15 protein-coding genes and 4 pseudogenes are annotated in these 26,577 nt (G+C 62.4%); 10 read left to right on the plus strand and 9 right to left on the minus strand.

The genetic code is table 11. The annotated features are described in order from the left end of the window. Nucleotides 1-164 precede the first annotated feature (164 nt). The gene (locus AC3FMM_RS17135) at nucleotides 165-2,912 is read right to left on the minus strand and encodes a cation-transporting P-type ATPase (protein WP_488687094.1); all 2,748 of its coding nucleotides are present in this window, start codon (nucleotides 2,910-2,912) and stop codon (nucleotides 165-167) included. A gap of 301 nt (nucleotides 2,913-3,213) precedes the next feature. Between AC3FMM_RS17135 and AC3FMM_RS17140 the strand changes: the two genes are divergently transcribed. From AC3FMM_RS17140 to AC3FMM_RS17160, 5 genes and pseudogenes are all read left to right on the plus strand, one after another. Continuing rightward, nucleotides 3,214-4,074, plus strand: a complete 861-nt coding sequence (locus AC3FMM_RS17140) for a formate/nitrite transporter family protein (RefSeq protein ID WP_488687095.1) — start codon at nucleotides 3,214-3,216, stop codon at nucleotides 4,072-4,074. Further along, nucleotides 4,055-6,850, plus strand: coding sequence for a formate dehydrogenase subunit alpha (gene fdhF, locus AC3FMM_RS17145; protein WP_488687096.1), 2,796 nt, complete (start codon nucleotides 4,055-4,057; stop codon nucleotides 6,848-6,850). The genes AC3FMM_RS17140 and fdhF overlap by 20 nt, the downstream gene beginning before the upstream one ends. A gap of 329 nt (nucleotides 6,851-7,179) precedes the next feature. After that, nucleotides 7,180-7,815: a hemerythrin domain-containing protein gene (locus tag AC3FMM_RS17150; RefSeq protein WP_488687170.1), complete on the plus strand. Its 636-nt coding sequence runs from the start codon at nucleotides 7,180-7,182 to the stop codon at nucleotides 7,813-7,815. A gap of 72 nt (nucleotides 7,816-7,887) precedes the next feature. Then, nucleotides 7,888-8,078 (plus strand): annotated as a pseudogene (locus tag AC3FMM_RS17155) (ISNCY family transposase); the annotation flags it as partial. A 140-nt stretch (nucleotides 8,079-8,218) separates the two neighbouring features. Next, entirely contained in the window at nucleotides 8,219-8,659 is a 441-nt protein-coding gene (locus AC3FMM_RS17160; protein ID WP_488687097.1) for a universal stress protein, read from the plus strand. A gap of 309 nt (nucleotides 8,660-8,968) precedes the next feature. On the opposite strand, the gene AC3FMM_RS17165 is transcribed toward AC3FMM_RS17160, so the two are convergent. The 3 genes and pseudogenes from AC3FMM_RS17165 to AC3FMM_RS17175 form a co-directional block, all read right to left on the minus strand. After that, nucleotides 8,969-10,483, minus strand: a complete 1,515-nt coding sequence (locus AC3FMM_RS17165; RefSeq protein ID WP_488687098.1) for a thymidine phosphorylase family protein — start codon at nucleotides 10,481-10,483, stop codon at nucleotides 8,969-8,971. Next, entirely contained in the window at nucleotides 10,480-11,844 is a 1,365-nt protein-coding gene (locus AC3FMM_RS17170; protein WP_488687171.1) for an MBL fold metallo-hydrolase RNA specificity domain-containing protein, read from the minus strand. Before AC3FMM_RS17170 ends, AC3FMM_RS17165 begins: the two co-directional genes overlap by 4 nt. 682 nt (nucleotides 11,845-12,526) lie before the next feature. Beyond that, a pseudogene (locus AC3FMM_RS17175) lies at nucleotides 12,527-13,658 on the minus strand (IS110 family RNA-guided transposase). 615 nt (nucleotides 13,659-14,273) lie between these two features. On the opposite strand from AC3FMM_RS17175, the gene AC3FMM_RS17180 reads away from it, so the two are divergent. Further along, the gene (locus AC3FMM_RS17180) at nucleotides 14,274-15,131 is read left to right on the plus strand and encodes a TPM domain-containing protein (protein ID WP_488687099.1); all 858 of its coding nucleotides are present in this window, start codon (nucleotides 14,274-14,276) and stop codon (nucleotides 15,129-15,131) included. A 268-nt stretch (nucleotides 15,132-15,399) separates the two neighbouring features. Continuing rightward, nucleotides 15,400-17,181 (plus strand): ABC1 kinase family protein, encoded by a 1,782-nt coding sequence (locus AC3FMM_RS17185; protein WP_488687100.1) that lies wholly within the window; start codon nucleotides 15,400-15,402, stop codon nucleotides 17,179-17,181. Nucleotides 17,182-17,345: 164 nt separating this feature from the next. On the opposite strand, the gene AC3FMM_RS17190 is transcribed toward AC3FMM_RS17185, so the two are convergent. The 5 genes from AC3FMM_RS17190 to AC3FMM_RS17210 form a co-directional block, all read right to left on the minus strand. Next, on the minus strand, nucleotides 17,346-18,128 hold the full coding sequence (locus tag AC3FMM_RS17190) for a TSUP family transporter (RefSeq protein ID WP_488687101.1): 783 nt from the start codon (nucleotides 18,126-18,128) through the stop codon (nucleotides 17,346-17,348). 105 nt (nucleotides 18,129-18,233) lie between these two features. Continuing rightward, on the minus strand, nucleotides 18,234-19,421 hold the full coding sequence (locus AC3FMM_RS17195) for an efflux RND transporter periplasmic adaptor subunit (protein ID WP_488687102.1): 1,188 nt from the start codon (nucleotides 19,419-19,421) through the stop codon (nucleotides 18,234-18,236). Between the two features lie 6 nt (nucleotides 19,422-19,427). After that, nucleotides 19,428-21,794, minus strand: coding sequence for an ABC transporter permease (locus tag AC3FMM_RS17200; RefSeq protein ID WP_488687103.1), 2,367 nt, complete (start codon nucleotides 21,792-21,794; stop codon nucleotides 19,428-19,430). Further along, complete coding sequence (locus AC3FMM_RS17205) at nucleotides 21,788-22,540, minus strand: ABC transporter ATP-binding protein (protein WP_488687104.1); 753 nt, start codon at nucleotides 22,538-22,540, stop codon at nucleotides 21,788-21,790. The genes AC3FMM_RS17200 and AC3FMM_RS17205 overlap by 7 nt, the downstream gene beginning before the upstream one ends. A gap of 6 nt (nucleotides 22,541-22,546) precedes the next feature. Further along, nucleotides 22,547-22,987, minus strand: a complete 441-nt coding sequence (locus AC3FMM_RS17210) for a universal stress protein (RefSeq protein ID WP_488687105.1) — start codon at nucleotides 22,985-22,987, stop codon at nucleotides 22,547-22,549. A 386-nt stretch (nucleotides 22,988-23,373) separates the two neighbouring features. On the opposite strand from AC3FMM_RS17210, the gene AC3FMM_RS17215 reads away from it, so the two are divergent. From AC3FMM_RS17215 to AC3FMM_RS17225, 3 genes and pseudogenes are all read left to right on the plus strand, one after another. Beyond that, the gene (locus AC3FMM_RS17215; protein ID WP_488687106.1) at nucleotides 23,374-23,856 is read left to right on the plus strand and encodes a lecithin retinol acyltransferase family protein; all 483 of its coding nucleotides are present in this window, start codon (nucleotides 23,374-23,376) and stop codon (nucleotides 23,854-23,856) included. 73 nt (nucleotides 23,857-23,929) lie between these two features. After that, nucleotides 23,930-25,423, plus strand: a pseudogene (locus tag AC3FMM_RS17220) (bifunctional aminoglycoside phosphotransferase/ATP-binding protein); the annotation flags it as partial. Nucleotides 25,424-25,756: 333 nt separating this feature from the next. Next, a pseudogene (locus AC3FMM_RS17225) lies at nucleotides 25,757-26,272 on the plus strand (nitroreductase family protein); the annotation flags it as partial. Nucleotides 26,273-26,577 lie beyond the last annotated feature (305 nt).

Below are 26,577 nucleotides of genomic sequence, written 5' to 3' on the forward strand. Positions count from 1 at the left end.
GTTGGTCACCGCATCGCTTTGGAAAACACACTATCGCGTAGATGCGTGTGAGGGGGGGCCGAGGCCTGCGCTCGTCGATGTCTTGACGCGAATTCCGATCGCGTAGGCTCACTAGCCATGGTCGATGAAACCCAATTGGACGATTTTCATCTAGGAAGCGAACCTCAATCCCTTACCTTCCCAACGGGTGTGTCATGCATGTTGACTTCACGTAGGTGAAGCCGTATCTGTTTTTCTGTCTCGACGATTGCGAACAATGCAACGCCGATAAGGATCACCAGCACGCCGTCCCAAAACGGCACGGCTTCTGTGGCAAATACGGCTTGCAGTACAGGAAGGTAGGTAATAGCAAACTGTGCCAGGACGACAATCGCTACCACAAGCCACACGACCTTTGTGCCACGAACCGCTTTCCAGTTCAACGAGGTGGTGTAAAAGTTGCGAATGAAGAAAAGATGGAAAATCTCCATCACGACCAACGTGTTCACTGCGAGCGTACGTGCCAGTTCCAGCGAATAGCCGCGGTCCATCGCGTACGAATAGATACCGTAGACCCCGCACAGAAAGAGCACGGAAACCAGCACGATATGCCACACCAGGACACCATTCAAGAGCGGCTCCGTCCGCCGTCGGGGTGGGCGGCGCATCGTGTCTGCCTCGGTGGGCTCGAACGCCAGTGCCAGGCCCAGCGTGATGGCCGTGATGAGATTGATCCAGAGGATCTGCACGGGCGTGATAGGTAGTGTCAAACCAAAGAGCAACGCCACCACGATGGTCAAGGATTCACCGGCATTGGTCGGCAAGGTCCAGCTGATAACCTTCTTGAGATTGTCGTAGACGGTGCGGCCTTCGCGTACAGCGGCGACAATGGAGGCAAAGTTGTCATCCGCCAATACCAGTTCGGCAGCGTCCTTGGCCGCTTCTGAGCCCTTCTTCCCCATGGCGATCCCGGCATCTGCGCGCTTCAACGCGGGAGCGTCGTTGACGCCGTCGCCGGTCATGGCAACTGTCATGTCATGCGATTGCAGCGCCATCACCAACCGCAGCTTGTCTTCCGGGCTGGTGCGGGCAAAGATGTCGCAATGCAACGCAGCTTGGCGCAGTACGATATCGTCCATGGCGCCGAGATCAGCCCCCGTCAGTACAGTGTCAGGGTTGCGCAGCCCGATCTGCGTGGCGATCGCCGCGGCGGTCTTGGCATGATCACCCGTGATCATCTTGACGCGGATCCCGGCTGCGTGGCACTCCGCGACTGCGGCAATGGCTTCGGCGCGCGGTGGGTCCATCATCCCGACCATCCCAAGCATGGTCAGCGTGCCGGCTACATCAGCATGTTCAAGAATGGTTTGCGTGGGCGCTACTGGCCTTGATGCCAGGGCTAGCACGCGCTGTCCCTGGGTGGCAATATGCTCGGCGCCTGCGTTCCAGTAAGCGACATCCAGTGGCTCGGTCATCCCGTCTGGCCCGCGCTGGTTCCTGCACATGGCGAGTATCTGCTCGGGCGCGCCTTTGACAAATACAAAGGCATGGCCGTGGTGATCGTGGTTAAGCGTGGCCATGAACCGGTGCTTTGCATCGAACGGGATGGCGTCAGTGCGGGCCCAGACCGCATTCTGGCAGCGCGCATCGACGTCCATTTTTTCGGAAAAGACCAGCAAGGCACCTTCCATGGGGTCGCCTTCCACTTGCCAGATGCCGTCCTTCTGATGGAGACCCGCGTCGTTGCACAGCGCGGCAGCACGGGCAAGTTCCTCCAGCACATGGTGTTCAAGCGGGGATACCTGAACCTCCTCGAGCTTTAGCGCCCCCTCAGGGGCGTATCCGTCCCCCTCGAGCACAAATCGATGTTGGCAGGTCAGTACGGACGTCACCATCATTTCGTTTCGTGTCAACGTACCGGTCTTGTCGGTGCATATGACCGACACGGAGCCAAGCGTCTCGATGGCAGGCAGACGGCGGACGATGGCGTTGCACCGCGCCATCGCCTGCACCCCCACGGCGAGCGTGATAGTCAATACCGCCGGAAGACCCTCTGGAATCGCAGCCACCGACACGCCTACCACCGCCATGAACATCTCGCCGAAGTCGTGGTGGCCGACGAAATATCCATATGCAATCAACAAGGCCGCGATCAGCAGGATGAAGAGGGTCAGCCATCTGGCAAAAGCGGTCATCTGCTTCACCAGGGGTGTGGTCAGCGTTTCCACCTCGGCAAGCAGGCCGCTGATATGCCCGATCTCGGTTCGAGCGCCGGTCGCCACAACCACACCTTTACCCTGGCCGCTGGCCACCAGCGTCCCGGAGAACGCCATGCACGCGCGATCGCCGAGCGGGGCATCGGACATGACGGGATCGCATCGCTTTTCAACGGGCACCGATTCCCCGGTGAGGATGGCCTCCTGCGCCAGCAATCCGTGCGCGGTAACAAGGCGCAAATCGGCAGCCACTTTGTCACCCGCCTCGAGCAGCACGATGTCGCCGGGAACGAGGCGCTCGCCTTCTATGCTGATACGTTCGCCGCCGCGAATCACGTTGGCCCGTGGTGCTAGCATGAGCCGGATCGCTTCCATGGCCTTTTCCGCCTTGCCTTCCTGGATGAATCCGATCGCGGCGTTGGCAATGACGACTGCCAGGATGACGCCGGTATCAAGCCAGTGGCCGAGAAACGCAGTGATCGCGGCGGAGCCAATCAGTACGTAGATCAGGACATTATGAAACTGCAACAGAAGACGAACTGCTGCGCTGCGACGCGGCGCCGCTGGCAAGCGATTGAGCCCGAAATCCGTAAGTCGCGCCTCCGCTTCGCCCGGGTTCAGGCCTGTGGTGGAGGTATCCAACTGACCCAGAGCGCTCGTTACGGTGAGGCTATGCCAGGAAACGCCACCACCTTCCGTCGCCGCATTTTTTTTCATAACGGTTCTCTTTGTTTTTGTCCGAGCGTCCCATGCTTGCGCGCACGCGGTAACCAGGGACTTGCGCGGACTTGTTGCGAGTCTCCGCCGCGACTCCGCCGCCATGCCAAGCATAGCCTTTGTGGGCGAGGGGGCGTCAAGCGCCAGACCATGGCGAAGTGAATCAACAGGCTCAGCGCATGTCAGGGCATCATCGGTCACTTGTCGAGCCAGGCGACGCTGCCGTTTTTGCGCCGGATCAAACAGCGGCCGGTCTGGCGTACTAGAGTCCAGGAACAGTCAACACATCGCTGAGGTCGCCATGACATCGGCAGCAATTTCCGGCCTGGACGTGTACTCACCCCGGCAGATCGCGGAGCGGGTCAACCAGTTTTGCGTCGCCAAGGCGCGCATGCCGCTGCTGACGCTGGCGATGCTGGGCATGCTGGCGGGCGCGTTTATCGGCCTGGGCGCGCTGATGTTCGCTCTGGTGACCAGCGATGCCTCGCTCGGCTTCGCCGCAAGCCGACTGCTGGGAGGGCTGGCGTTCTCGCTGGGTCTGGTCCTGGTGACGGTGGCGGGGGCCGAACTATTTACCGGCAACAACCTGCTCGCCATGGCCTGGGCAAGCGGATGCGTAAGCACACGCGAGGTGCTGCGCAACTGGGTAGTGGTCTGCGTGGCCAACTTCGTCGGCGCGCTCGGGCTGGCGCTGCTGGTCTGGATTTCGGGCCACGCCGCCATGAATGCCGGTGCCGTTGGCAGTACCGTCATCGCCATCGCCACGACCAAGGCCGCGCTTTCGGCAACCGAGGCTTTTTTCCGTGGCGTGCTGTGCAACGTGCTTGTGTGCATGGCGGTGTGGATGGGGCTGGCAGGTCGAAGCCTGGCGGACAAGGCAGTGGCCATCGTGTTCCCGATCACCGCCTTCGTGGCCGCCGGCTTCGAGCACTCCATTGCCAACATGTATTACTTCCCGCTGGCGATGCTGTTGGGCGCGCCGCTGGGGTGGGAGGATCTCGCCCGCAACCTGGGCCTGGTGATCGCCGGCAACCTGGTCGGTGGCAGCGTGCTGGTGGCACTGGTCTATTACACGATCTACCTGCGGCCGGCGGCACGGCAGGCCGATGCGCCGCTGGCCAGATCCGTACCCAATACCGCGAATGCTGAGTCTGACGATTGACGGCGCAGCGGTCTGTGCGGCGCCCGGCCAAAGCGTGCTCGAAGCAGCCCATGCCAACGGCATTGAGATCCCAGCGTTGTGCCACCATCGTGACCTCGCCCCGGTCGGCTCTTGTCGCCTCTGCCTGGTCGAGATCGATGGCGTGGATAACCTCGTGGCCGCCTGTACACTACCGGCCCGGTCCGGCATGGTGGTACGCACCACCACACCGCGTATCGTGCAGGCGCGGCGCGCGGTGCTGGAGATGCTGCTCTTGCGCTATGACGACGAGGCCGGGCCTGAGCGGGACTCCGAGTTCATGCGCTGGGTGCGGCAATACGGGGCAAGCCGGCCGGTGAGCGCGTCCACCGCAACGCGCTTTGCCGTCGATGCCGATCCCCATCCCTTCATCCGGGTCGATCTCAACAAGTGCATCCTCTGCACCCGCTGCGTGCGCGCTTGCGCCGACGTTCAGGGACGTTTCGTGTGGGGCGTGGCCGGCCGCGGCGAATCGTCCCGCCTGGTGGCGGGCACCGATACCACCATGCTGGAGGCGCGCTGCGAGTCCTGCGGGGCATGCGCGGCGGTTTGTCCTTCGGGAGCGCTGGCGGACAGGAGCTCGCTGCTGCAAAACGCTGATGCGCCAGCGCGCAAGGTCACGACAGTCTGTCCGTATTGCGGCGTGGGCTGCAGCTTCGACCTGGAGGTACGCGAGGAGAAGATTGCGCGCGTGGTTTCCAACCCGCGTGCGCCAGTCAACGGCATCCATCTGTGTGTCAAGGGGCGCTATGGCTATGGCTTCGTGCACGACGATACGCGGCTGCAGCAGCCGCTGGTGCGGCGGACTCTGCTGGAAGGCGGCATCCGGGCGCCCGACCAGGCCCGCGGAGAGTGGATCGCTGTCGGTTGGGACGACGCGCTGGAGGTCGTGGCACGGCGCTTCGCCGCCATCGGGGTGGAGTCCGGCGCTGACGCCGTTGGCATCCTGGCCTCCGCAAAATGCACCAACGAGGAGAACTTCCTCCTGCAGAAGCTGGCGCGCCAGGTACTGGGTACACACAACGTAGACCATTGCGCTCGCTTGTGCCATGCATCTACGGTCGCGGGCCTTGCCATGGCTTACGGCTCGGGCGCCATGAGCAACACGCTGGCGGACGTCGCCGGAGAGGCGGCCGCGGTCCTCCTCATCGGCTCGAATCCCACCGAGCAGCACCCCGTATTCGGCACGATGCTGCGCCAGGCAGTGCGCAGTCGCGGGCTGCAGATGGTGGTGGCCGACCCGCGCGCCATCGGCCTGACCGAGTTGGCCGCCCTGCACCTGCGTCACCGGCCCGGCACCGACGTGGCACTGCTCAACGGCCTCATGCATGTCATGCTTGCCAACGGCTGGCACGACGCCCAGTTCATCGCGCAGCGCACCGAAGGCTTCGAGGCCTGGCACCAGAGCCTGGCGGCATACGAGCCGGCGCGGGTGGCCGGGATCACCGGCGTGACGGAAGCGGACCTGGTCCGCGCCGCATCCTTGCTGGCCCACGCCAAGCCGATGGCGGTGGTCTGGGCGATGGGTATCACCCAGCATACCAGCGGCGTCCTCAACGTATTAGCGCTTGCAAATTTGCAAATGCTGCTGGGCAATGTGGGCATGCCCGGCGGCGGAGTCAATCCACTACGTGGACAGAACAACGTGCAAGGTGCCTGCGACATGGGGGCCTTGCCGAACGTGTTCCCCGGCTACCAGGGCGTGGCGGACGCCGCCGTGCGACAGCATTTTGCCGCGGCCTGGGCGCTGGCCGGGGGCCAGCGCCCCTTGTTCGGCAATGCACCGGGCCTGACCGTGACCGAGATGATCGGCGCGGCAGGTCAGAGGACGCTGCGAGCCTTGTACATCGTCGGCGAAAACCCGGCTGCGACCGATCCGGACCGCAACCACGTCAGACGTTGTCTTCAGTCTGCCGAGTTCGTGGTGCTGCAGGAGATCTTTGCCTCGGACACGGCTGAGTTCGCCGACGTGCTGCTGCCCGGTGCGGCGTGGGCAGAGAAAAGCGGTACCTTCACCAATACGGAAAGGCGGGTGCAGCGGGTGCGCCAGGCCATTGACCCGCCAGGCCATGCCAGGGCGGACTGGGACATCGTCTGCGCGCTGGCCCGGCGCGTACTCGCGCTGCAGCGCAGAGCGCCGGCGGGAACGCACGCGGGCTGGGACTACGCCGACCCGGACGGCATCCTTGCCGAAGTGGCCGGGCTGTGCCCGAGCTACGCTGGCATTACTCCGGCGCGGCTCGCGTGCGGCGAAGCGCTGCACTGGCCGGTGCCGGATGCGAGCCACCCGGGCACCCCCATCTTGCACAAGGAACGCTTCAGTCGCGGCAAGGGGAAATTCCATCTTGCCGAATACCTGCCCCCTCGGGAACTGCCGGACGCGGACTATCCGTTGCTGCTCACTACCGGCCGCGTGCTTCCACACTGGCACGCAGGCGAGATGACCCGGCGGGTGCCGGGGTTGCTGGCGCTATATCCGCAACCGCTGCTCGAGATCAGCCCAGAAGACGCGGCGCGCCTGGGCGTGGCCGACAACCAGCCCCTGCTGCTGGCGTCGCGCCGTGGCGAAATGCGGGCCCTGGCACAAGTCACGGACCGGGTCCCGCCCGGGGTGGTGTTCGGCAACTTTCACTTTCCTGGCGACGCCAACGTGAACAATCTGACGCAAGCAGCGCTGGATCCGGTGGCGAAGATTCCCGAGTACAAGGTCTGCGCGGTGCGGGTAGTCGGCTGCGGTGTAAGAACCGGGGAGCCGTAGCGGGCCCTGGGCGCAAAAGTCGAAGCCGCCTTGGCTTGCATCCCCGCTTCGTAGCCAGTCTTGTTCCGGCACTCTAGTCGACTGACTTCCAAAGCTTAAAGATCTGGTCGGGACTGGGTCACACCCCTGCATGGCTGAGCAAACGACCAGAGCATTTCCGGATTACGCAGGAATGACACATCGCCCAAAGGGCCAGTTACCCTCGGAGTGGGCTGAATTGATCTGCGACACACGCAAATCGTGCAAGGCGACTATCGTGTCAATGAGGGCTCCGGCGCCTCGATATGATCGAGGCCATTTGTCTGCTCGGCACGCTTCTAGGAGGCTCCATGGCTCCCCCACTCGAGACTTCATCCTCCCACACACCTTCCATCTTGCGACAGAATGTACTTGCTGCTTGGCATGCCGATCATATTTATTTCGCTTCACTGCTAGACCTACTGGAGAAGCAGATCAGCACATTCCACCGAGGCGAGCAGCCAGACTACGGCCTCATGGCCACAATCATCCACTACATGCGCGAATATGGAGACTGCGTACACCACCCCCGCGAAGATGTCGCCTACGCCCTGCTCGCGGAAAGGGTACCCAGCATTCAGATCATCATCAATCGGCTACTACAGGAGCATCGCGTGATCGCCGCTGTCGGCGCAGAATTGCTTGCCCGCCTGCGTGAAGCTGACAACGACATAGTCACATCCCGGCCAGCGCTGGAAGCGGCCGTCGCCATGTATTTGGTGTACTACCGCAACCACCTGTCCACCGAGGAGAAAAAAGTCATGCCGCACGCCGCAGAGTTTCTGACCGACATGGACTGGGCCGAGGTCACCGCCATCGAGCCGGCTTGCATCCACCCACTATTCGGGGCGGATGTGGAAAATCGCTTCGCGGAGCTGCGTGCGCAGATCTGCAACCAAACACAGTCAGCGTCCTTCTCTCTCGATCTACCTCATGGCTCAAATTAGCTACGAATAGCAACCACGAGTGCCTGCCCCGAGCCGGGCGCCGGCGTGCATGCTGCTGGCGTTTGCGTCGACGCGAGGGACAGCCGTGAAGGCCGCTGCTACATCGAGTTCGGGCGCGCGTTGTTCGGGCTCAATATCGACATTCTGTGTACCAATTCGAGCCCGGAAAGGGCCAGGTCGAGCGGATGAATGGCACGTTGCAGGCCGGCTGGTCAAGGAGTTGCGGCTGCGCGGAATCAGCAGCATGGAAGCCGCCAAAGCACATCCGCTATCCCGTCACGCAACGCTGTCCATCCCCCGGTGGGACGTACCCACCTACAAACCGATGTCGGCGGCTTTGACTTGCCTCAAGCAGCGACGGAGGAGCTTTCGTAAGCTTGAATCGTTGTAACAGGAGGCCGGGATGACAATTGTCGTGCTACCGAGCGATGGCTCGTCATACAGTATTACCGCGGCCAGAAGACTGACCTCTCCCGGTCTCTTCGAGACCCCGCTGGATGTTCACCTAGTCCACGCGTATCCCGAAATTAGCGGCAGGCCCCAGGCATATTTTTCGAAGCTCCAAATCGATCAGTGGGCGCACGAGGCAGCCGAAGATGCCTTTCACGCCATTCGCCCGCTGCTGAAGGCAGCACATTGTGCCGTGACAGAACACTCGTGCGTTGGTGAGCCGGCGGCCCAAATCGTCGACCTGGTTGAAGCGTGCCGAGCCGATGTCATCGTCATGGGGACGCACGGACGGGGCGCTTTCCTCGCAGCGGTCCTTGGTTCGGTAGCAGCGCGCGTATTGGCCTCCTCCCCCGTTCCAGTCTTACTGGTTCCTAGGCACCATGGCCATGACTGAAGTACGGCTACTGTGTTACGCAACAAAAGGGAGCGGTTACGGCGCGTACCGACTCAACCAACGCAGTACTGCGGTAAATCCGCAATGGAATGCGATGACCCTACAGGGGCGGCTCAGGTATCGATTGAATGCCCCTTGAAGGGCTCGAGCGTTCTCGGCCTGGCGGTACACCAATTAACGGGAGAGATGGAAAGCAGGAATCTCCATCTGAAAACCGTCGCTCCCTCGCAAGGCCAGGATCTACGCCTAGCGCAGCGGCAAGTTGCCCCACCCTAGCTTCGTTGCCCGGCATGGCCAAGACCGCTGGAGTCATCCCGGCTCCCCGACATCGATCAGGGGGTGACTCGCCAGATATTCGAGCGCGTAGTTCAACTCGCCGGGCGCTTCGGCATGCAGAAAAAATAGCGGCATGCCTTTCTCTACCCGATCTCCAAGCCGGACATGCAACTCGAGCCCGGCAGCGGGCGCCGTCGGCGCACCAGCCAGCTTGGCCACACGGGCAAGCCGGCGGCTATCAATCGCACGCACAAGGCCGTCGCGCTGGGCCAGCACCGGCTCTCGCAGATGCGACGAGGTTGGCTCGCGCAAGCCCCCTTGCGCTTCGCAGATCGCCTGGAACTTTGCCCACGCGGCCCCGCTGGCGAGCAAGCGATGCGCGATCGCCTCACCGCTACCCGGCTTGCTGTTGCCGCAGAACTCCAGCAGGCCACCGGCCAGCACAACGGCACGCGCGCCCAAGTCCCTCGGCGCATGCGCGGCACCCTGAAGTACCGCCAGCACGTCGCGCGCCTCCAACGAAGGACCAATGCCCCGGCCCACCGGTTGCGTGCCGACCGAGCGGACCACCTGCACGTTTAAGCCGCAGGCCTGTGCCACCTGCTCCAGCAGTTCCTTCAGGCGCCGATAGTCTTCGTCACTGCGCACCTTGGCGGTCGGCCCGACCGGCACATCTATCACAGAATGGGTCGCGCCAGCCGCGATCTTCTTAGACAGCACTGACGCCACGAGCTGCGCATCGCTGTCAAGGTCGAGTGGCCGCGCGACGCGGATCAACATATCGTCCGCCGGGCTGAGCGCCAACGATCCGCCCCAGACAAAGCACCCACCCTCCCGCTGAACAACTTTCCGCATCTGCTCGATACCAAGCGCCACCGGCGTCATCGTCTCCATGACATCGGCGGTTCCAGCCGGTGAGGTGATGGCTCGCGACGATGTCTTGGGGATGGTCAGGCCAGCGGCGGCAATAATCGAGACGACGATCGGTGTGGTGCGGTTTCCCGGTAGCCCTCCTACGCAGTGCTTGTCGGCGATCGGCGAATGGCCCCAGTCGAGACGCTCTCCGGCGGCTACCATCACCCGCGTTAGGTCGATTGTCTCCTGCAAGTCCATCCGCCCCCCCGCGCAGGCGCTGAGAAAGGCTGCGATGTGCGTCCCAGGGTAGCGGCCGGCGGCGACGTCGCTGATAATCGAGCCAAGGGCTGGCGCACCAAGCCGGTGACCATAGATTTTCGCGCGTACCTGGCTCATCGAGTCCAGCGTCGGGGCATGTGCGACCATGATGAGGTCGCCCTGTACCGCCCCCAGCGCGCGCCAGGCGCTGTTCGATAGCCCCGCCTCGCCCACTTCCAGCAATGGGGGGTCGACGACATTCAGTGTTGCGATGATTGAGCGTTCGTTCAAGTAGAGTGAAACACGTGTTTGCGCTGTGAAGCCCTCCGATCGGCATACATGGCAATCGCGATGCATGTAAACGACGTATTCCTGCTGCGTCTCGATGCCCATGCGGCGAACGGCGAGGCCTGCGTTGTGGAGCGCACCAGTCATTCTTTCAACTCGACGCTTTGACCCAGCCACGGAACGTGGGCTGTCCAACCAAGTTCTCGTTCAATGCGCTGGCGCATCGCATCGGCTGGCCCCGGCTCTCCATGGGTGACGAACACCGAGCGTGGCGCAGCAGGCGCGCTGCGCAGCCACTCGATCAGCTGGTTGGCATCCGCATGTGCCGACATGCCCGGCAAGGAAATAACCTCAGCGCGCACGGCGATGTCCTCCCCGTGAATTCGGAGGCTGCGTTCGCCGCCCTGTAGCCGCGCGCCCCGGGTTCCACCCGCCTGGTAGCCGGCCAGGACTATGGTATTGCGCCGGTCGGGGGCCAGATTCTTCAGATGGTGCAGTACCCGCCCCCCGGTCGCCATGCCACTGGCGGAGACAATCACTGCCGGGAACGTCAGTCCGGCCAGCGCCTTCGACTCTTCGGCAGTGCGCACCATGCGCGCTGCTTTGTACATACCGAGGCAATCTTCCAGCGACAGCGTATGTTCGGCATGGTGGCGATGATAGATCTCGGTTGCGTCGACCGCCATGGGGCTGTCAAGGAACACGGGCAGTTCGGGAATGGTGCCTTGCTGCTTCAGCTTGTGGATCAGGTGCAGCAGCAGCTGTGCGCGTCCCACCGCGAAGGCCGGAATAACAACCATCCCGCCACGGTGTGCTGTGCGCGCAATCGCCTCGCCCAGCATGGCCTGCGCGTTCGCGGTAGGGTCATGCAGCCGGTCCCCGTAGGTCGATTCGACAATGATGTAGTCCGCGTGAGGAACCGGAGCAGGCGCGCGCATGACTGGGTCATCGGCACGTCCAACATCCCCGGAGAACAGCACCGTGGTTTGCCCCATTTTCAGCTCGACCGAGGCCGCTCCAAGGATATGCCCTGCAGGGCGCAGGCTTACCGTGACACCGGGGAAGATTTCAATAGGCCTGTCGAAGGGTAATCGCTGCAATTGCTCCAGCGCGCGACGAGCGTCGTCCTCCGTGTATAGGGGCAAGGCCGGAAGGTGTTTCGACGTGTGATGGCGGTTCGCATAGGCTGCATCCTCTTCCTGAATCCTGCCACTGTCTGGCAACAACAGGCCACACAGCTCGATCGCAGAGGGCGTGGCCAGAATAGCGCCTCGAAAGCCTTGCTTTACCAGCAGCGGCAGCGCACCGGCGTGGTCGAGGTGAGAGTGGGTCAGCACCGCAGCATCGATCATGGCTGGGTTAAACGGCAGCCGCTCCCAGTTCATCAGCCGTAACTGCTTGTAGCCCTGGAACAGCCCGCAATCGACCAGCAATCGCTTGTCCTGGTACTCGACCAGGTATTTCGAACCGGTCACCGTGCCGGCCGCGCCGTAAAAACTCAGCCTAATCGGTTCCCCCCTATCACGCATGGTGGTGGCTCCTCTGCTCGTTGTCAAAGGGTGGGATGAACCTGGAGGTACGCGATGCGAAGAGGAGCGAGTTGATAGTCACCACCGACCACAGTGTGTATACGTGGGACTTAGATCGATCCATAAGTCACTCCTTCGAGACAGTCTTTGTGATGGTGGTGCTGCGCATCCTAGGTGGGCGATTGCTTTCCGGTTGTCGGATCCGAGAGCCGGGAAGCACCGGTCAAGTCGGGCCTTGCGGCGCGAACACTGACCGCCTGCTTTGACTCATGGCTGCAACCAGCGACAGCGCACCGCTCGAGGAGTGCTGTTCATACCTTATGCGCTGAGCGTTGGCGAGACTTGAGATGGATCAACCTTGCCTGCTGATATGACTCCCCGTGTCAATCGAGATTGGTTTGTTTCAGTTGGACCACTCCATGGTGTTCCCAAATTCCTGAAGGCGACGTAGCAGTAAGTCTCGACGGTGGATCACGCTGATATCCGCGGGTTGGCTACCGCATTTCAGAGGTCCGCCCAATGAGCCTGCCGCTATCTAACGCCGCAAGTCGGATGGAATCCGTTGCCTAGCAGGCGCGCGGGTTGCTCGTGTGCCGGGCTACGCCGCCTTCAGGAAACTGGCTTCACAGTAGGTGTCAGATAGGTTGATACTCGCGCTGGATTATGTTGTATGCGCCTCCTTCGGTACGGCGAGCGACATCGCAAGCCGGCTGATGTCCCAGATGAACCCGCTCAGTTCGCGAGCCACTGCAACCACCGCAATGTTCGGGTTCTTGCCGCGAGCGGCAAGTTTCCGATAGCGTCGGCACAGTCGAAGCTGGGCGTCCCAAGACCGGTCAACGATGGCTTTTGGGATGCCTTCGTGCCGGCGCTGGATCTGAGGGCTCAAGCGTGCCGGGTGCCGGTAGCTCCAGGCGGCTTCGATCAGTAGTTTTCTTGCATAGCTATTGCCGTTTTTGGTGATGCTGCCCTGGCGCCGTTTTTCTCCCGATGAGTGTTCAGTGGGCGTCACGCCGAGCCAGGCCATCAGTTGGCGCGGATGGGCAAAGCGCGAGAGGTCGCCCAACTCGGCGAGAATGCCTATCGCCGTAGTCAATTGCACGCCGCGCATGGACTGCAAGCCCAATATGGCTGGGTAGAAGCGCCAGTTGACCACTGCTTCGCGCAAAGCTTCTTCGAGACGGCTGCATTGCGCGAGCCGATCCTCGATGGCACGTCGGTATTCGTCAAAGGCGAGTTGTTGCCACACAGTGTCGAACGCAAAGGCACTGATCCAGCGCCGGTGCGCTGGGCCCCAGTCGGCTTTGCCGGTGTAACGAACACCGTGTGAGAGCAGAAAGGCCTTAAGCCTTTGTCGAGCACGCTTCAGATCATCTTTAGTGCTAACCCACGCCCGGTGATAAATCCCGGAACGCTTCGTCTTCCACGCTGGGCACGTACACCGTCGAAAGATCGCCAGCGCGCAGCGATCGCACGAGTTTGAGCGCATCGCGTCGATCGGTCTTGATGCGTTCCCCAGGCTTTTTCGGGATCAACGACGGCGCACACACCATGCAGTCGAATCCCTTTTGTGTGAGCTCGCGGTAAAGACCATAGCCACAAGGGCCGGCCTCGTAGACGATTCGGATGTGGCGTGCTTTGGACTGCAGGCGCTTGCACAAGCGGTCGGTATCAGCCTTCGACGTACCGATCTTGCCAAGCTGTTCCACCTCACCCATGCCGAGCGCATAGGCAACCGTGATCGAGTCTTTATGAACGTCTAGACCGACATACAAAGTGATATCGTTTTCCATGCTGGCCTCCGCGCTGGAAATCGCCGGGTGTGGCACTGTCCACACCGTGCGGCTCTGGCAGTCATGCTAACCCGCGTTTGATTCCTCACGGCGGGCCAGCCCTCCTTGCCCCAGGGGAGTCATACTGACTAACTGCGCCGTGCGTCACTGGCCCCGCCCAATACAGGTGACAAACTCTCCGTGGACTGCACCGGCGTAACCAGCAGCAGTCGTCCCATCCTCTACGTGAGCCACGACAAAGCGTGAACGGCTGAACCCCGCGGCTATCGGCATTTGCCGGCCCCGCCGGTAGTCGGTACTCGTTGAGCCAAGTCAAGCGGAAGACTTCCATGCGCTCTAGGATGAATTCCGTGAATGGGCTGTGCGAAGGGTTTTGGATTCGTCAAGCGGCTGCATAGGCGCTTTGGTAGTCAAAACAGATGGCGTGGAAATGCTGAGTGCGTCGTGCGCACCTTGCCTTTCAATACCTTCACGCGCAGCTTGACGACACTCAGAATCGCCAATGCTATTGTGAGACCTATCGATACATTCGGGCAGCAAAATCAGCGAAACCAGTATTGTCAGGCCTCCGCAGATTGAGTTCGGCGGACGGCCAGCTAGTTCTCGGAGTCCCAATTGAACCCGATCAAGGCTGCGCTTATCTCATTGCTGGTACTTGCGCTATTCCTTCCGCTGACAGGGTTTCCCGAAGTCACAATCCCTGCGTTGACTGCACGCGTGACGGACCTTACCAGTACGCTCAAAGACGATCAACGAGAAGCCCTGGAGAATAAGCTGGCAGCGTTCGAAGCGCGGAAGGGAAGCCAGTTGTCTGTCCTCGTCGTGCCCAGCACCCAGCCAGAAACTATCGAGCAATACTCCCTTCGTGTCGTGGAGCAGTGGAAACTCGGGCGCAACCGCGTCGATGACGGGGCACTGCTGATTGTGGCCAAGGACGATCGAACAATTCGGATCGAAGTGGGATATGGACTTGAGGGTGTTCTCACCGACGCAACAAGTAAGCGCATCATCAGCGATATCATCGTTCCCCACTTCGCGCAGGGAGACTTCTATGGCGGCCTGACCGCAGGTATTGACGGTATGCTCAAGGTGGTTGACGGCGAGCCGCTGCCAGCCCCGGCAACCGCCGTGACTGGCGATGAGGGCACCGTTAGTCAATATATGCCGATCGTGCTCGCACTCACGCTGGTGCTGGCCGGCATACTGCGAAGCGCCTTTGGGAGATTCCGCGGGGCGATTGCCACCGGCACCGCAGTCGGTGCAGTGATATGGCTGTTCTCTGGCACCCTGCTCGTTGCAATTTCCGCCGGCGTGATTGCTTTAGCGTTCACCTTGTTGGGTGGTGGCAGCGGTCCGCACGTCGGGGGGTGGCACATGGGTGGCGCCCACTCGGGCAGATCGGGCCGATCTGGTGGCAGCTTCAAGGGTGGAGGTGGTGGATTTGGTGGCGGCGGGGCTTCGGGCAAATGGTAACGAACAGTTTCAATCGCATCGGGCGTCACATGAGCCACCAGCAAGTCCATCACCTCCTCTGTCCCGAGACTTTGGACGCCGACGAGGCCAACAAATGTGCGAGGCTGCGCGACGGCGAGGTTCGCGTCGCGCTGGAGGGTGCGTTACACAGCGCCGCACTGCGTAAACATCAATCAGCGAGGGCGCGTGCGATCGAGGTGGTCTCGCAACTCCACATGTGTCACAGTTGGCCGCGACCTGGAGATACCGGGCCATCGGGGACATAGCCATGGACCCAAGCTTTCGCCAGCCCAGTGGCGCCGATATTGGCACTGTTCAAAACCGATATAGAGACGCGGTGAGCGGCGAAACTGATTCCCCCGGTGCGCCGTCAGTCCGGAAGCGCGGGAAACGCCAAGGCGTTACGGAAGGGCACGATGAACACCGTACCAAGCCAACCGGAAAGCAGTACGTCATTGTCCGACGGCATCCCGGTTCTATGCGACGCGCTGTCACGATCATTACTGCATTCTCCGGCTTCCTGTTGTGGCTGGCCAAGCGCAAGCTCCCTTGGGCACATACTGATCAGAGCCCCGGCGAGCGCTTCGCAGAGTTGTTGCAGAACCTTGGTACAACCTTCGTCAAGCTGGGCCAACACCTCAGCTTGCGTGCTGACTTGCTGCCAGAGGACGCCCTGCGGCCCCTGGAGCGCCTTCAGGACCATGTCTCCCCGTTTTCTGTGGAAATGGCGGAGAGGATGATCGAACTTGCTTTTGGGCGTAGCACCGAAGAGATATTTGCCAGTTTCGACCGTAAGCCGCTGGCCGCTGCCTCAATCGCGCAAATTCATCGCGCGACACTCGCTGACGGGCATGAGGTCATCGTCAAGATCCGACGCCCCAATATTCGCGTACAGGTCGATTCGGACATGCGACTGTTGCGCCGCGTCGCAATGATTGCCCAACGGCTCGTCCCTGCACTGCGTCCGCTTGACCCGGTTGCCGTAGTGGATGAAATCTGGTCGAACCTAAGGCGTGAAATCGATCTGGCGCGAGAGGCGAGGAACGTCCGCCGATTTGCCGAGGCGATGCGGCATTTGCCTGCCGTCTACGTACCTGACGTAATTGATGGTCTCTGGACCGAGACGGTACTAGTCCAGGAGTTTAGCCACGGCCGTCGCATCGACGAGATCCACGGCGAGCAAGGCATGCTTGTCGCGGATACCATCGTCGATAGCTATGTGCACCAATTGTTCAGTATCGGCTACTTCCACGGCGATCCTCATCCCGGCAACTTGTTTGTCATGCCGGATCTGCGCGTTTGCTTCCATGATTTCGGCATTGTCGGCCATATCGATAGACGGCTTCGGCGTGCACTCGTGGCCTTCGCAACGGCGTTTGTAGAGCAGAATGCCGACTGGGTTGTCGATGCCTGGCTAGACATGGGCCTGATACGGCAGCACGCAGATCGCAGGATCTTCCTTGAAGTCGTAGACGACCTCCTGCGCGACTTCGCCGACTTGCCGATGCGCGAGTGGTCCATCGCAAATGCGCTATCCCGCCTGATCGCGGCGGGGCGGTCCAGCGCGGTGGGCCTGCCTTCTGACTTGCTGGTGTTTTGCCGAACGGTGCTATTGCTGGAGTCGACCTTGCAGCGGATTGCGCCCGAGTTCTCGCTGATCGAAGCCCTGTCCAGGCATGTCAGCAATGGGGAGATCGAGGTTGCCGATCAGAGATCAGGACGATCTCGGCGGCTTCCGTTTGAACTGGCGGCAACCATCGATGAGCTGCCGGATCTCATTGCGCGCAGGCTTCATAATGGACTGGGGAAGTCAGGACTGTTTGAGTTGACGCTGACTCAGGGTCCAGAGTTTGCGCGGTCCCTCGAGAACCTGGGTGCACGCGTAGCGCTGTCCATCGTGACCCTGAGTTTGTATATCGCTTCAACATTGCTGATCAGCCATCCTGTCGGACCGGCTATCGCGGGCGTACCACTCTTCTCCGTTGCAGGATATGTGTTGGCGGCACGCTTCACATTCTGCATCATGCGTGACTATCGGATCCTGAACTGATCCGCTGGCATACGGAAGATTCGACTCATAGTGCGCGTTCATGCCAGCTGCCGCCAACGCGGAACGTATCCTGCGCTGGCCGCTACCGTCCCCCGCGCGCCCACGACAAGCCCGAAAAGGGTGCCGTGTCAGAAAAAGGGGCTTCCAGCCGAAGTCCGTATTCCCTAGAGCACGCCGACAGCCAATCCGGTACCGATGCTCAACATCGCGAATGCAACAACGAGTTGCACCGTGCGCAGCGTGACCTTCTGCAGGATGCGCTTGCCTGCAAGAGCACCGATTAACGCGCAGAGGGTTCCCACGGCAACCGGTAATGCGAGTGTCCGAGCTTGGAAAGCATGGAGGGCGAGCATCGTGGTGCCATATGCCACAAGGCGCGCAGCATTGACGATCACAGCCGACACAACGCTTGTCGCCACGAAGGCATCTTTGGACAGGCCCGCCTTCAACAGGAACGCCGAACGCAGCGCACCCTGGTTTCCCGATAACCCGCCGAAGAACCCCGAGAGCGCCCCGCCAACGGGAAGCCAGCGCGCTGGAAGAGCGAGCGCCTGTAAGCGAGAGGATAGTTCAAGCAGCGCAAACAGCACGATCAAACTGCCTATGACAGCTTTTACCGCGGTGACTTCATAAATTTTGCCTGCGACGGTGTAGTGCCAGAGCGGTGGCAACTGTTCAAAGAATGTGAGCGCGCGGGCGCCAAGGATCGCCGTCATGGCCGCGGGCACGCTGAACTTCAGTACGACTCCCCAGTCTGCCTGGCGGGCCATCAGCCCAAGCTTGAAGAGGTTGCTGACGAAATGCACCACGGCGGTTGCAGCAATGGCAAGCGGCAACGGAAAAAACAAGGCGAACACGGGCATCAGGAGCGTTCCCAAGCCAAAGCCGGAAAACAACGTCAGCCCGGACGCCAACAGCGCCATGACTCCGATCAGAACGAGTCCCATGGTGGGCCGGTTTCTTTATATTTGAGCTCACACTGCCACGAGAAGGGACGCTCAACACGGTGCCCCGCTGCCCTCTTCCCCCGCGCCCGACGCGGAACCAGCGGGCTACGGAGCCTTGCGTTCGATGACGCGCTGGCCGTGCGTCAGGTCGTTGGATGGATAACGGATCAACGGGAGGCCTGGAGGCAGCGGATCAAGCAATTCTGCCTCCTCCGCATTCCGGTGACCGACTCGCACTTCGCGCCGGGACGCGCGGCTGTTCACGACCGAGAATACGCACCATGACGCCGTCTCGCACCGAAAGATTGAACTGACCGGGATCTTGAGTGCATTCTCTTCCCGCCACAGAAGGATTCTGGCGATCACTCGAAAGCCATCGCCTAGCTGTGCAGGCGGTTCCACGACGTCAATAATCACATTGGTCCGCTTTTCCTCGATGCCGAGGACCGAGACCTTGGTGAAAGCATGCGGCTCGACCCGCCGCACGATACCGCGGACCTGCGCCTCCCCGCCCCACCCGTCAATATGGACGGGCATCCCTGCCTGCACCTTCACCGCCTCGGTGGACAGCAGTTCCGCCACGACCTCCAGGTCGTGCGGATCGCCGACCGTCAGCAACGGGGTGCCTGCGCTCACGATTCGTTCGCTGCGTTCCGGCAGTTCCAGCACGGCCCCTGCTACAGGGGCCGTCACCGCTACCATGGACGAGGACCCGCCCTTGATCTCACGCAATGCCAGCATGCCGGCCTCGGCCACCCGGACCTCCTCCAGCGCTGCGCTGGCTCGTGCCTGCGCCGCTGCCAGTTCATTGCCCGCAGTGATTCCAAGATTCGCGGCTTGCTCGCCCGCTTGCGCCGACAGGAAGCGCTCGCGCACCAGGCGGTCGATCCGCTGGCGCTCGCGCTGGGCCTGTTCATAGTCCTCGGCGGCGTGCCGGACGCGTTCAAGCGCCTCCCGGTGCATTGCCCGCGCGGCGGCCACCTTCGCCCTCACCTCCTCCTGCTCGCTGGCACTTAGTGGCAATGGCGCCAGTTCGGCCAAGACCTGTCCGGCCTCGACCAGGTCGCCTTCGCGCAGTCCAATGCGCATCAGCCTGCCGCTGACCGGCGCGGTTACGACAAAGCGCTCCTTGCTTCGGGTCTCGCCTTCCTCGCTGGTCGTCACCTCGAGCGATCCGCGTACTGCCTGCACCGTGTCAACTTCCAACGGGGCCGGCGTCATCAGGTAGACAAATCCAGCAATCAGCCCGACGGCGGCGAGGACGATGGCGGCGGTACTGCTAGACAGGCGCATCGCAAACTACTCCCGCGTCTTCAGCACCGCGACCAGATCGAGGTGCTGAAGACGCCGCAGGACAAGCAGTCCTGCCACGAGTGCGGAGCACACTGCGGGCACCATGGCGAATACGATCGTGGTCCGCTCCAGGACCAGCGGAATCCGGAAGGCATCCCGATCAAACACCGGCACCAGCAGTGCGCAAAGGCCATAGCCTACGGCGATGCCGAATGGCAATGCCGCGGCCGTCAGCAGCGCCTGTTCGCCAATCAGGATGGTTGCGACTTCACCCAGCGAGAAGCCCAGGACTCGCAGACTCGCCAGTTCGTTGCCGCGCTCGGAGAGCGCGATGCGGATATTGTTGTAGACCACCCCGGCGACGATGATTGACGCAAAGCCCGCCAGAACCAGGCTGGAAATGACGAAGGTTCGATCCAGCGTATTGCGGATGCTTGCCAACACCGCGCTGCGTACGACGACGGAGCCGATCGCCGGCAGGCGCTTCAGCCGCCTATACAACGGCTCTGCCATCCGCGTGTCGATGCGCAGATGAACGCCGCTGATGGCAGCGCTCTCGCCGAGGTGCCGCGACAATGCCCGCCGTTCGACAAACGCACCAAGACCTAGCAGGTCGTCGACGATCGCTGCCACTGGCAGGGTGAAGATGTTGCGCCGTCCCTCCAGCAACGCCACCTCGACCCGGTCGCCGACTTGCAGGTGCAAGGCCGCAGCGAGCCTGGCGGAGACGACGAGTCCATCCGCGCTGACCTGCTGGCGCCCCATGGTATGGCCGACCACCTCGCGTAGCTGCGCATTGGCTTCAAGTCCCGTGAGCTCCACGCGCTTGGCGCGATGGCCGTGGCGTAGCCAAGCTGGCGCAACCCGGAAGCCTTCGGCTCGCAGGATGCCAGGCAACTGCACCACATCGAAGACGGCTGCGACGGGTTGCGCATCGGTGAAAATCAGCGTTACGTCGTCGTGCTGTGCCCGGCCGAACTGCAATGCGAGAATCTGGTTCACCCCGTCCAGGCCAAACCTGCCGACCACCATTAGTCCGACGGCCAGGGCGATCCCTATCATCGATAGCGCGGCCTTGCCTGGCCGCCTGGCAAGGTTGCGTACGATCAGCCGCAATGGGATCGGCATCGCCCGCAGCAGGCCGATGCGATCCAGCACGCCCGCGCGGAATCCCGCGGGTAGTTCCGGTCGCATGGCTTCGGCAGGTGGCAGCCTGCTCGCGCGCCACGCCGACGCGCCGGCACCGATCGTTGCGGCCACGGTGCTCGCCAGCACGGCCAGCACGACTGCCCGCGGACTTAACTCGGCCTGCAATTGCGGAAAGTGAAAGTACTGCCGATACAGGGCGACCAGCAGCTGCCCGAGATACAGCCCCGCCGGTATCCCGGCTGCGATGCCGACCCCGACAGTGACAAGCGCGAACCTCAGGTACTGGAAGGCGACAGTATGACCGGCATAACCGAATGCCTTCAGCAAGCCGATCTCGGCACGCTGGATGGTTACCAGCCGGCTCAACAGCGCGTACAGGAGAAATGCGGACACACCAAGAAACATCGCCGGCACGTAGGTAGCGGTGATGCCGATCTCGGCCAGCTCGTCGGTCAGGAATCGATGGGAAAGCTGGTCCTCCCTGCCGTAGGCACCGAGGCTGCCATAGCGCGCCAGCATGCGGTCTAGCTGGCCGATGACTTGGCGGGCATCCGTGCCTGCGTCGAGTGTCAGCGCCACATCGTTGAACGCGCCCTCCATGCCGAACGCCGACGCAATCGCATCGCGACCCATCCACAGCACGCCGAAGCGGCGATTGTCCGGGAACACCATGCCCTGGCCGACTTCATAGACAAATTCGGGCGACATGCCAATCCCGACCACTTCCAGCTCCCGTTCGCGCCCGTTCATGACGGCTGTGACATGGGAGCCCACCTTAAGGCCGTTTGCACCCGCAAACGCGGCGCTGGCAACGACCTCTTTCTCCCGGGCAGGGTTCGGATAATTGCCATACACCAGGAAAAGCGCGTTGGCCACCGGCACGCCGGTGGCCGGCAAGGAGACCAGCCGCAGCGTGGCAGGCTCGCTGAAGCCTGGGACATCGCCGGTCACGTCGCGTACGATTCGCGCCTCGACGCCCCTGACGCCAGGCAAGGCACGGATCTGGTCGGCGACACCGCCCGGCGCACGCTTGACATTGGCGAACACGTCGGCAAATCGGTGGCCGGCGTAGTAGCGCTCCTGTGCGATGGCCAGGGACTGCCAGGCACCTTGCATCCCGACCAGCACGGCGATGCCGCAGGCAACCACCAGTGCGGCGGCGACCACCTGCCCGCGCTGCCGCCACAGGTCGCGCCCAAGCATCTTGGTTGTGGCGCTTACCATGACAGCTCCGAGGGGCTGGCCCGCGTGGCATGGCGCTGAATGCTGGTGATGCTTCCGCTGCTGATATGCACAACGCGGTCGGCCATTGCCGAGATCGCGGCATTGTGTGTGATGACCACGGTAATGGCGCCCAGCTCTCGGTTCACCCGTTCCAATACCTCAAGCACCAGCTTTCCCGTGCTGTAGTCGAGCGCGCCGGTAGGCTCATCGCACAACAGGATGTCTGGGCGCTTGGCGACAGCACGGGCGATGGCGACGCGCTGTTGCTCGCCGCCTGAGAGTTGGGCCGGGAAGTGATCTTTTCGCTGCGCCAGACCTACCATGCCCAGCGCACGAAGAGGCTCTAGCGGGTGAACAGCGATCTCCGTGACCAGGGCGACGTTCTCCAGCGCGGTGAGGCTGGGAATCAGGTTATAGAACTGGAAGACAAAGCCAACATGCTCGCGTCGGTAGCGGGTCAGATCTGTGTCATCCGCCACGGTAAGGTCGTGATCGCGGTAGATCACCGTGCCGGTGCTGGGCCGGTCCAGGCCACCAAGGATGTTCAGCAGCGTCGACTTTCCGCTCCCCGATGCACCCAGCAGCACCACGAATTCGCCGCCGAACAGGTCAAGGTCGAGTCCGGCCAGCGCCCGGACCTGGATCTCGCCCATGTCGTAGGTCTTGCCGACGTTTCGCAGCCGAAACAACGGCCCCCGGCCGCTCGCCGCGCCGCTACCGCTGGCTGCCTCAATGATGCTGCCCATCCGTGCCTACGCTTGGTTTGCCTTCGGCTTGACGAGGATCACCGGGCACGGCGCATGCGCGATCACGCGGCTCGCAACCGATCCCACGATGGCGTCCAGAAACGCGCCCCGTCCATGCGTGCCCATGATGATGGCCCCGGCGTGGATCGACTGGGCGTATGCCACGATGCGCTCGGGGGCGAATCCTACCAGGCCGTGGCTGACCGTTTGCACGCCTCCCGTCTCAAGGATGTCGATCACGGACTTCATGATCCTGGCGTTCTCTTCGGCATGCCACGCTTTGATGTCTTCCTTGTCAATGTAGGACTTGACCTCGCCAGACACCTCGGGCACACAGTGCACGACATGCACACACACGTTTTCCCTGAGCAGCTCTCGGCCCGCCACGAATTGGGCTGCCGCATCGCTGTAGGCCGAGCCGTCGGTTGCCAGCACAATATTCTGCATCGCATCCTCCTCCGTATTCGACGGGCAAGCGTCATGGACATGAGTCCAGATCCGGCCAGCTACACGGCGCGCTAACGCCTTGGCCTTGCTTCTAACCTATATGTGCTCCGGCGACGTGGCTTGATGCGCATCAGCATTTGCACCGGATATCGAAAGTCCTGGCTGCCCCGGCTTTCTCGGCTCGGCCGCCCCGACGCCGGGTGAACGGCCCTGTCAGGTTCCGCTGACAACGCTGTGCGCACGGCGGACAAGCGCCGTCGCGATGCGCGTACGAAGTGCATGGCTGCAAGCCGACACGTTTTTCGGAACCGGCTGATTTCGGCATCTCCGGCCGAAAACGATACTGCAGGCATAGACGGGCGCAACCAGGCACAAGGGGAAAAGCGATGAGCGACGAACATCACATCGGACACGCACAGCGCCCTCCGGAAACAGCCGCGGACATTCCTCTTGGCGCGCATCTGAACACGGACCGCCTAGGTTATGTCCATCATGGCATCTATGTCGGCAACGGCGAGGTCGTGCACTATGTCGGGTTCAAAGGTTTCCTGCGCCGCGGCCCGGTCGAGACAATCACCCTCGCCGGTTTTGCCGGCGGGTTCGGCTTTCGCGTCGAGCCGGCCACACAAGCAAGGTATGTCGGCGCGGAGATCGTACGGCGCGCAACGGAGCGACTTGGCGAGGATGACTACCGCCTGCTCACCAACAACTGCGAGCACTTCTGCAGCTGGTGTCTGTCTGGAGAGAGCCGTAGCGAACAAGTGGAGGCAATGCTGCACCACCCGTGGCGCGCACTGCTGGCGATCGTTGGTGTAATCTGTAGCGCGACGCGCATCGTGGGACAGGATCTTGCCGACGTGACGGCATAGGCTCCGGGACCATGTGCGGCGCCGCGCTTGCGGAACCAGCTCACGATAACGCAAGGGAACAGACGGCAAGGACATGAAACGTCTATGGGGTGACGCGGACTTGATGGCCGCCTTGCAGCAACCCGACGCCTACCCTCACCCCGCGCCGGCCGTGCAGGTCGTGGAGACGCATATCTCCCTTGTCTTCCTTGCCGGGGATTTTGCGTACAAGGTGCGCAAGGCGGTGCGTTTCGACTTTGTCGACTTCTCCACCGCGCGGGCACGCCATGACGACTGTACGACTGAACTTCGCCTGAACCGCCGGTTCGCACCGGCCCTGTATCTCGATGTGGTACCGATTGTGCCAGGCCCTACGCCCGGCTCGGTCCGCATTGGCGGCAGCGGCATACCGATAGAGCATGCGGTTCGTATGCAGCGCTTTGATCAGGATGACCTGCTCAGCGCAAGAGTCGCCGCGAACCGACTGGAGGCGTGCCACATCGATGGGCTGGCACGCAGCATAGCTGCCTTTCACGAGGCGCAGCCCCCTGGCGCCCCGTCCGGTAACCTTGGTACGCCAGCATGCATCGTCGCGACGCTTGCAGAGTGCCTACGCGCCATCGAGCGGCTGGAACCCGCCAGCCATTTGGCCAGCCGCGTGGCCCGGCGCGCGCTCAGCGAGGCTACCCGGCTGACGAGTGCATTCTGGGCACGGTTGCGCAACGGCCATGTGCGGGAGTGCCATGGGGACCTGCACCTGGGCAATATCGTGCTGCTGAACGGCGTGCCGACGCCATTCGACTGCTTGGAGTTCGACGCCGCCTTGCGCTGGACTGACACCATCAGCGACCTGGCCTTCCCCGTCATGGACCTGCTGCATCATGGACAGGCAGCGCTGGCATACAGGCTGCTTAACGGCTACCTGGAGCAATCCGGGGACTACGGCGCGCTGACCGTTTTACCGTTTTATCTCGCCATGCGGTCCCTGGTGCGCGCGCGCGTGCTGCTGGAGCGTGCCAGCCAGAAGCACGCCGAGGGCTTATATGTTTCGTCGGATCAGGCCCAGGCGCGCCGGCTGCTGGCGTTGGCATGGGCGTGCCTGAGACGCGGTTGCGGGCCGATGGTGCTGATGCATGGCCTGTCCGGCAGCGGAAAATCTACGATTGCCGCACAGTTGAGCGAGGCCGGATCGATGATCCGTGTGCGCGCCGATGCGCTGCGCAAGCGTCTGCACCGCGGCGTGATGCCCTGTGGTGGCTGGTATACCGCTGACGCAACGGCGCGAGCCTACCGACGCCTGCTCGCCGTCTGCCGGCTCGGATGCCGCGCCGGGTTCCCTATGATTGCCGACGCGACTTTCCTGGTCCGCGCCGAGCGTGAACGCTTTGCTGCCCAGGCGCGCCGCCTTGGCGTGCCGTTCGCCATCGTCGACTGCGAGGCGAGTCCAGAGACATTGCGCGCCCGCATCGCTGCCCGCGCCAGTGCTGGCGGCGACCCGTCGGATGCCGACGAGAAAGTGCTGGCGTGGCAAATGCTTGTCCAGGAGCATCTGACCGAGGCTGAGCGTGCCTGTGTCGCTTCTCCGGACAGCTTTGTCAGGCCAGCGCGCGACAACGTCTGGCGCCCCAGTTCGCCGACGACGCCAAGCCGCGCTCCATCGAAGCTATTTGACGGAGCGCAACCCACGGTCAGGGAGAGTGCCTACATTCCTCCATGCTGGCGCCGTGCGAAGAGCGCTTGCGGCGCTCCTTGCAACGAATGGGAGCCTCCCATGAACGAACTCAAGTGTATCCCCTACCTGCCCATCAGGGACCTGCTGCCACGTCCCGCCTCAGGAACGAGCGAGCGCGTCATGCCCCTGCCACAGCCGGACCGCACCAACGGCCTGCCCCTAATGGGGGCGCTTTGGCAGCGCATGAGCACCCGCGAGTTTGACGAGCAGCCGTTGTCGCAGCTGCAGCTGAGCGAGTTGCTATGGGCCGCGGCGGGCGTCAACCGCTCCCACGCGGGCGGCCGCACAGCGCCTTCGCCACACGGCGAGGCGGTGATCGACGTCTACGCCGCGTTACCGGCAGGCCTCTACCGCTTCGACCCCATTCACCATTGCCTGGTGCTGAAGCGCGCGGTGGACGTGCGCAGCATGACCGGCTACCAGGACTTCGTGGGCATGGCGCCCGTGGACCTGGTCTACGTCGCCAACCATGGCCGGATGCAAGACGTTCCGCCAGGCTTGCGTGAGACCTTTGCTGCCGCCGCCGCCGGTGCCATGGTCCAGAACGCCTATCTTTACTGCGCCTCGGCCGGGTTGGGCGCAGTGGTGCGCGGCTGGCTTAACCGACGCCAGCTGGCCGAGCATATGTCGCTGAACGAAGACGAGGTGCCAATCCTGTGTCAGACCGTCGGGAAACCGGCTCGTCGTGACAGCGCGCCGGTCTAGGCATCTTGGCCGGGGCGTCTGCCAGACACGTCGCCTTGATCATGAACCACGGCAGTCGGTCCTCAACAATCCAAGCATGATGCTGCTCATGCCAGCGCCGGCAGGCGGTACAGCGCTTCGCGATCGGATATCCCGGCGACGTATGGCCAGCGGATGCGTTCATTTCCACCCAGCGCCGGATATCACTTCGAGGCCAGACGGTGGCGCGTGCGTTGAGCTTCAGTACTTCAGCATCGGCTTCCCCAACGATCATCAGCGTCGGCGCCCGTAGCTTGCATAGTGCCTCGTGCCCGGCCAGGTCGACC

The organism is Cupriavidus sp. 207A1 (assembly GCF_057798955.1).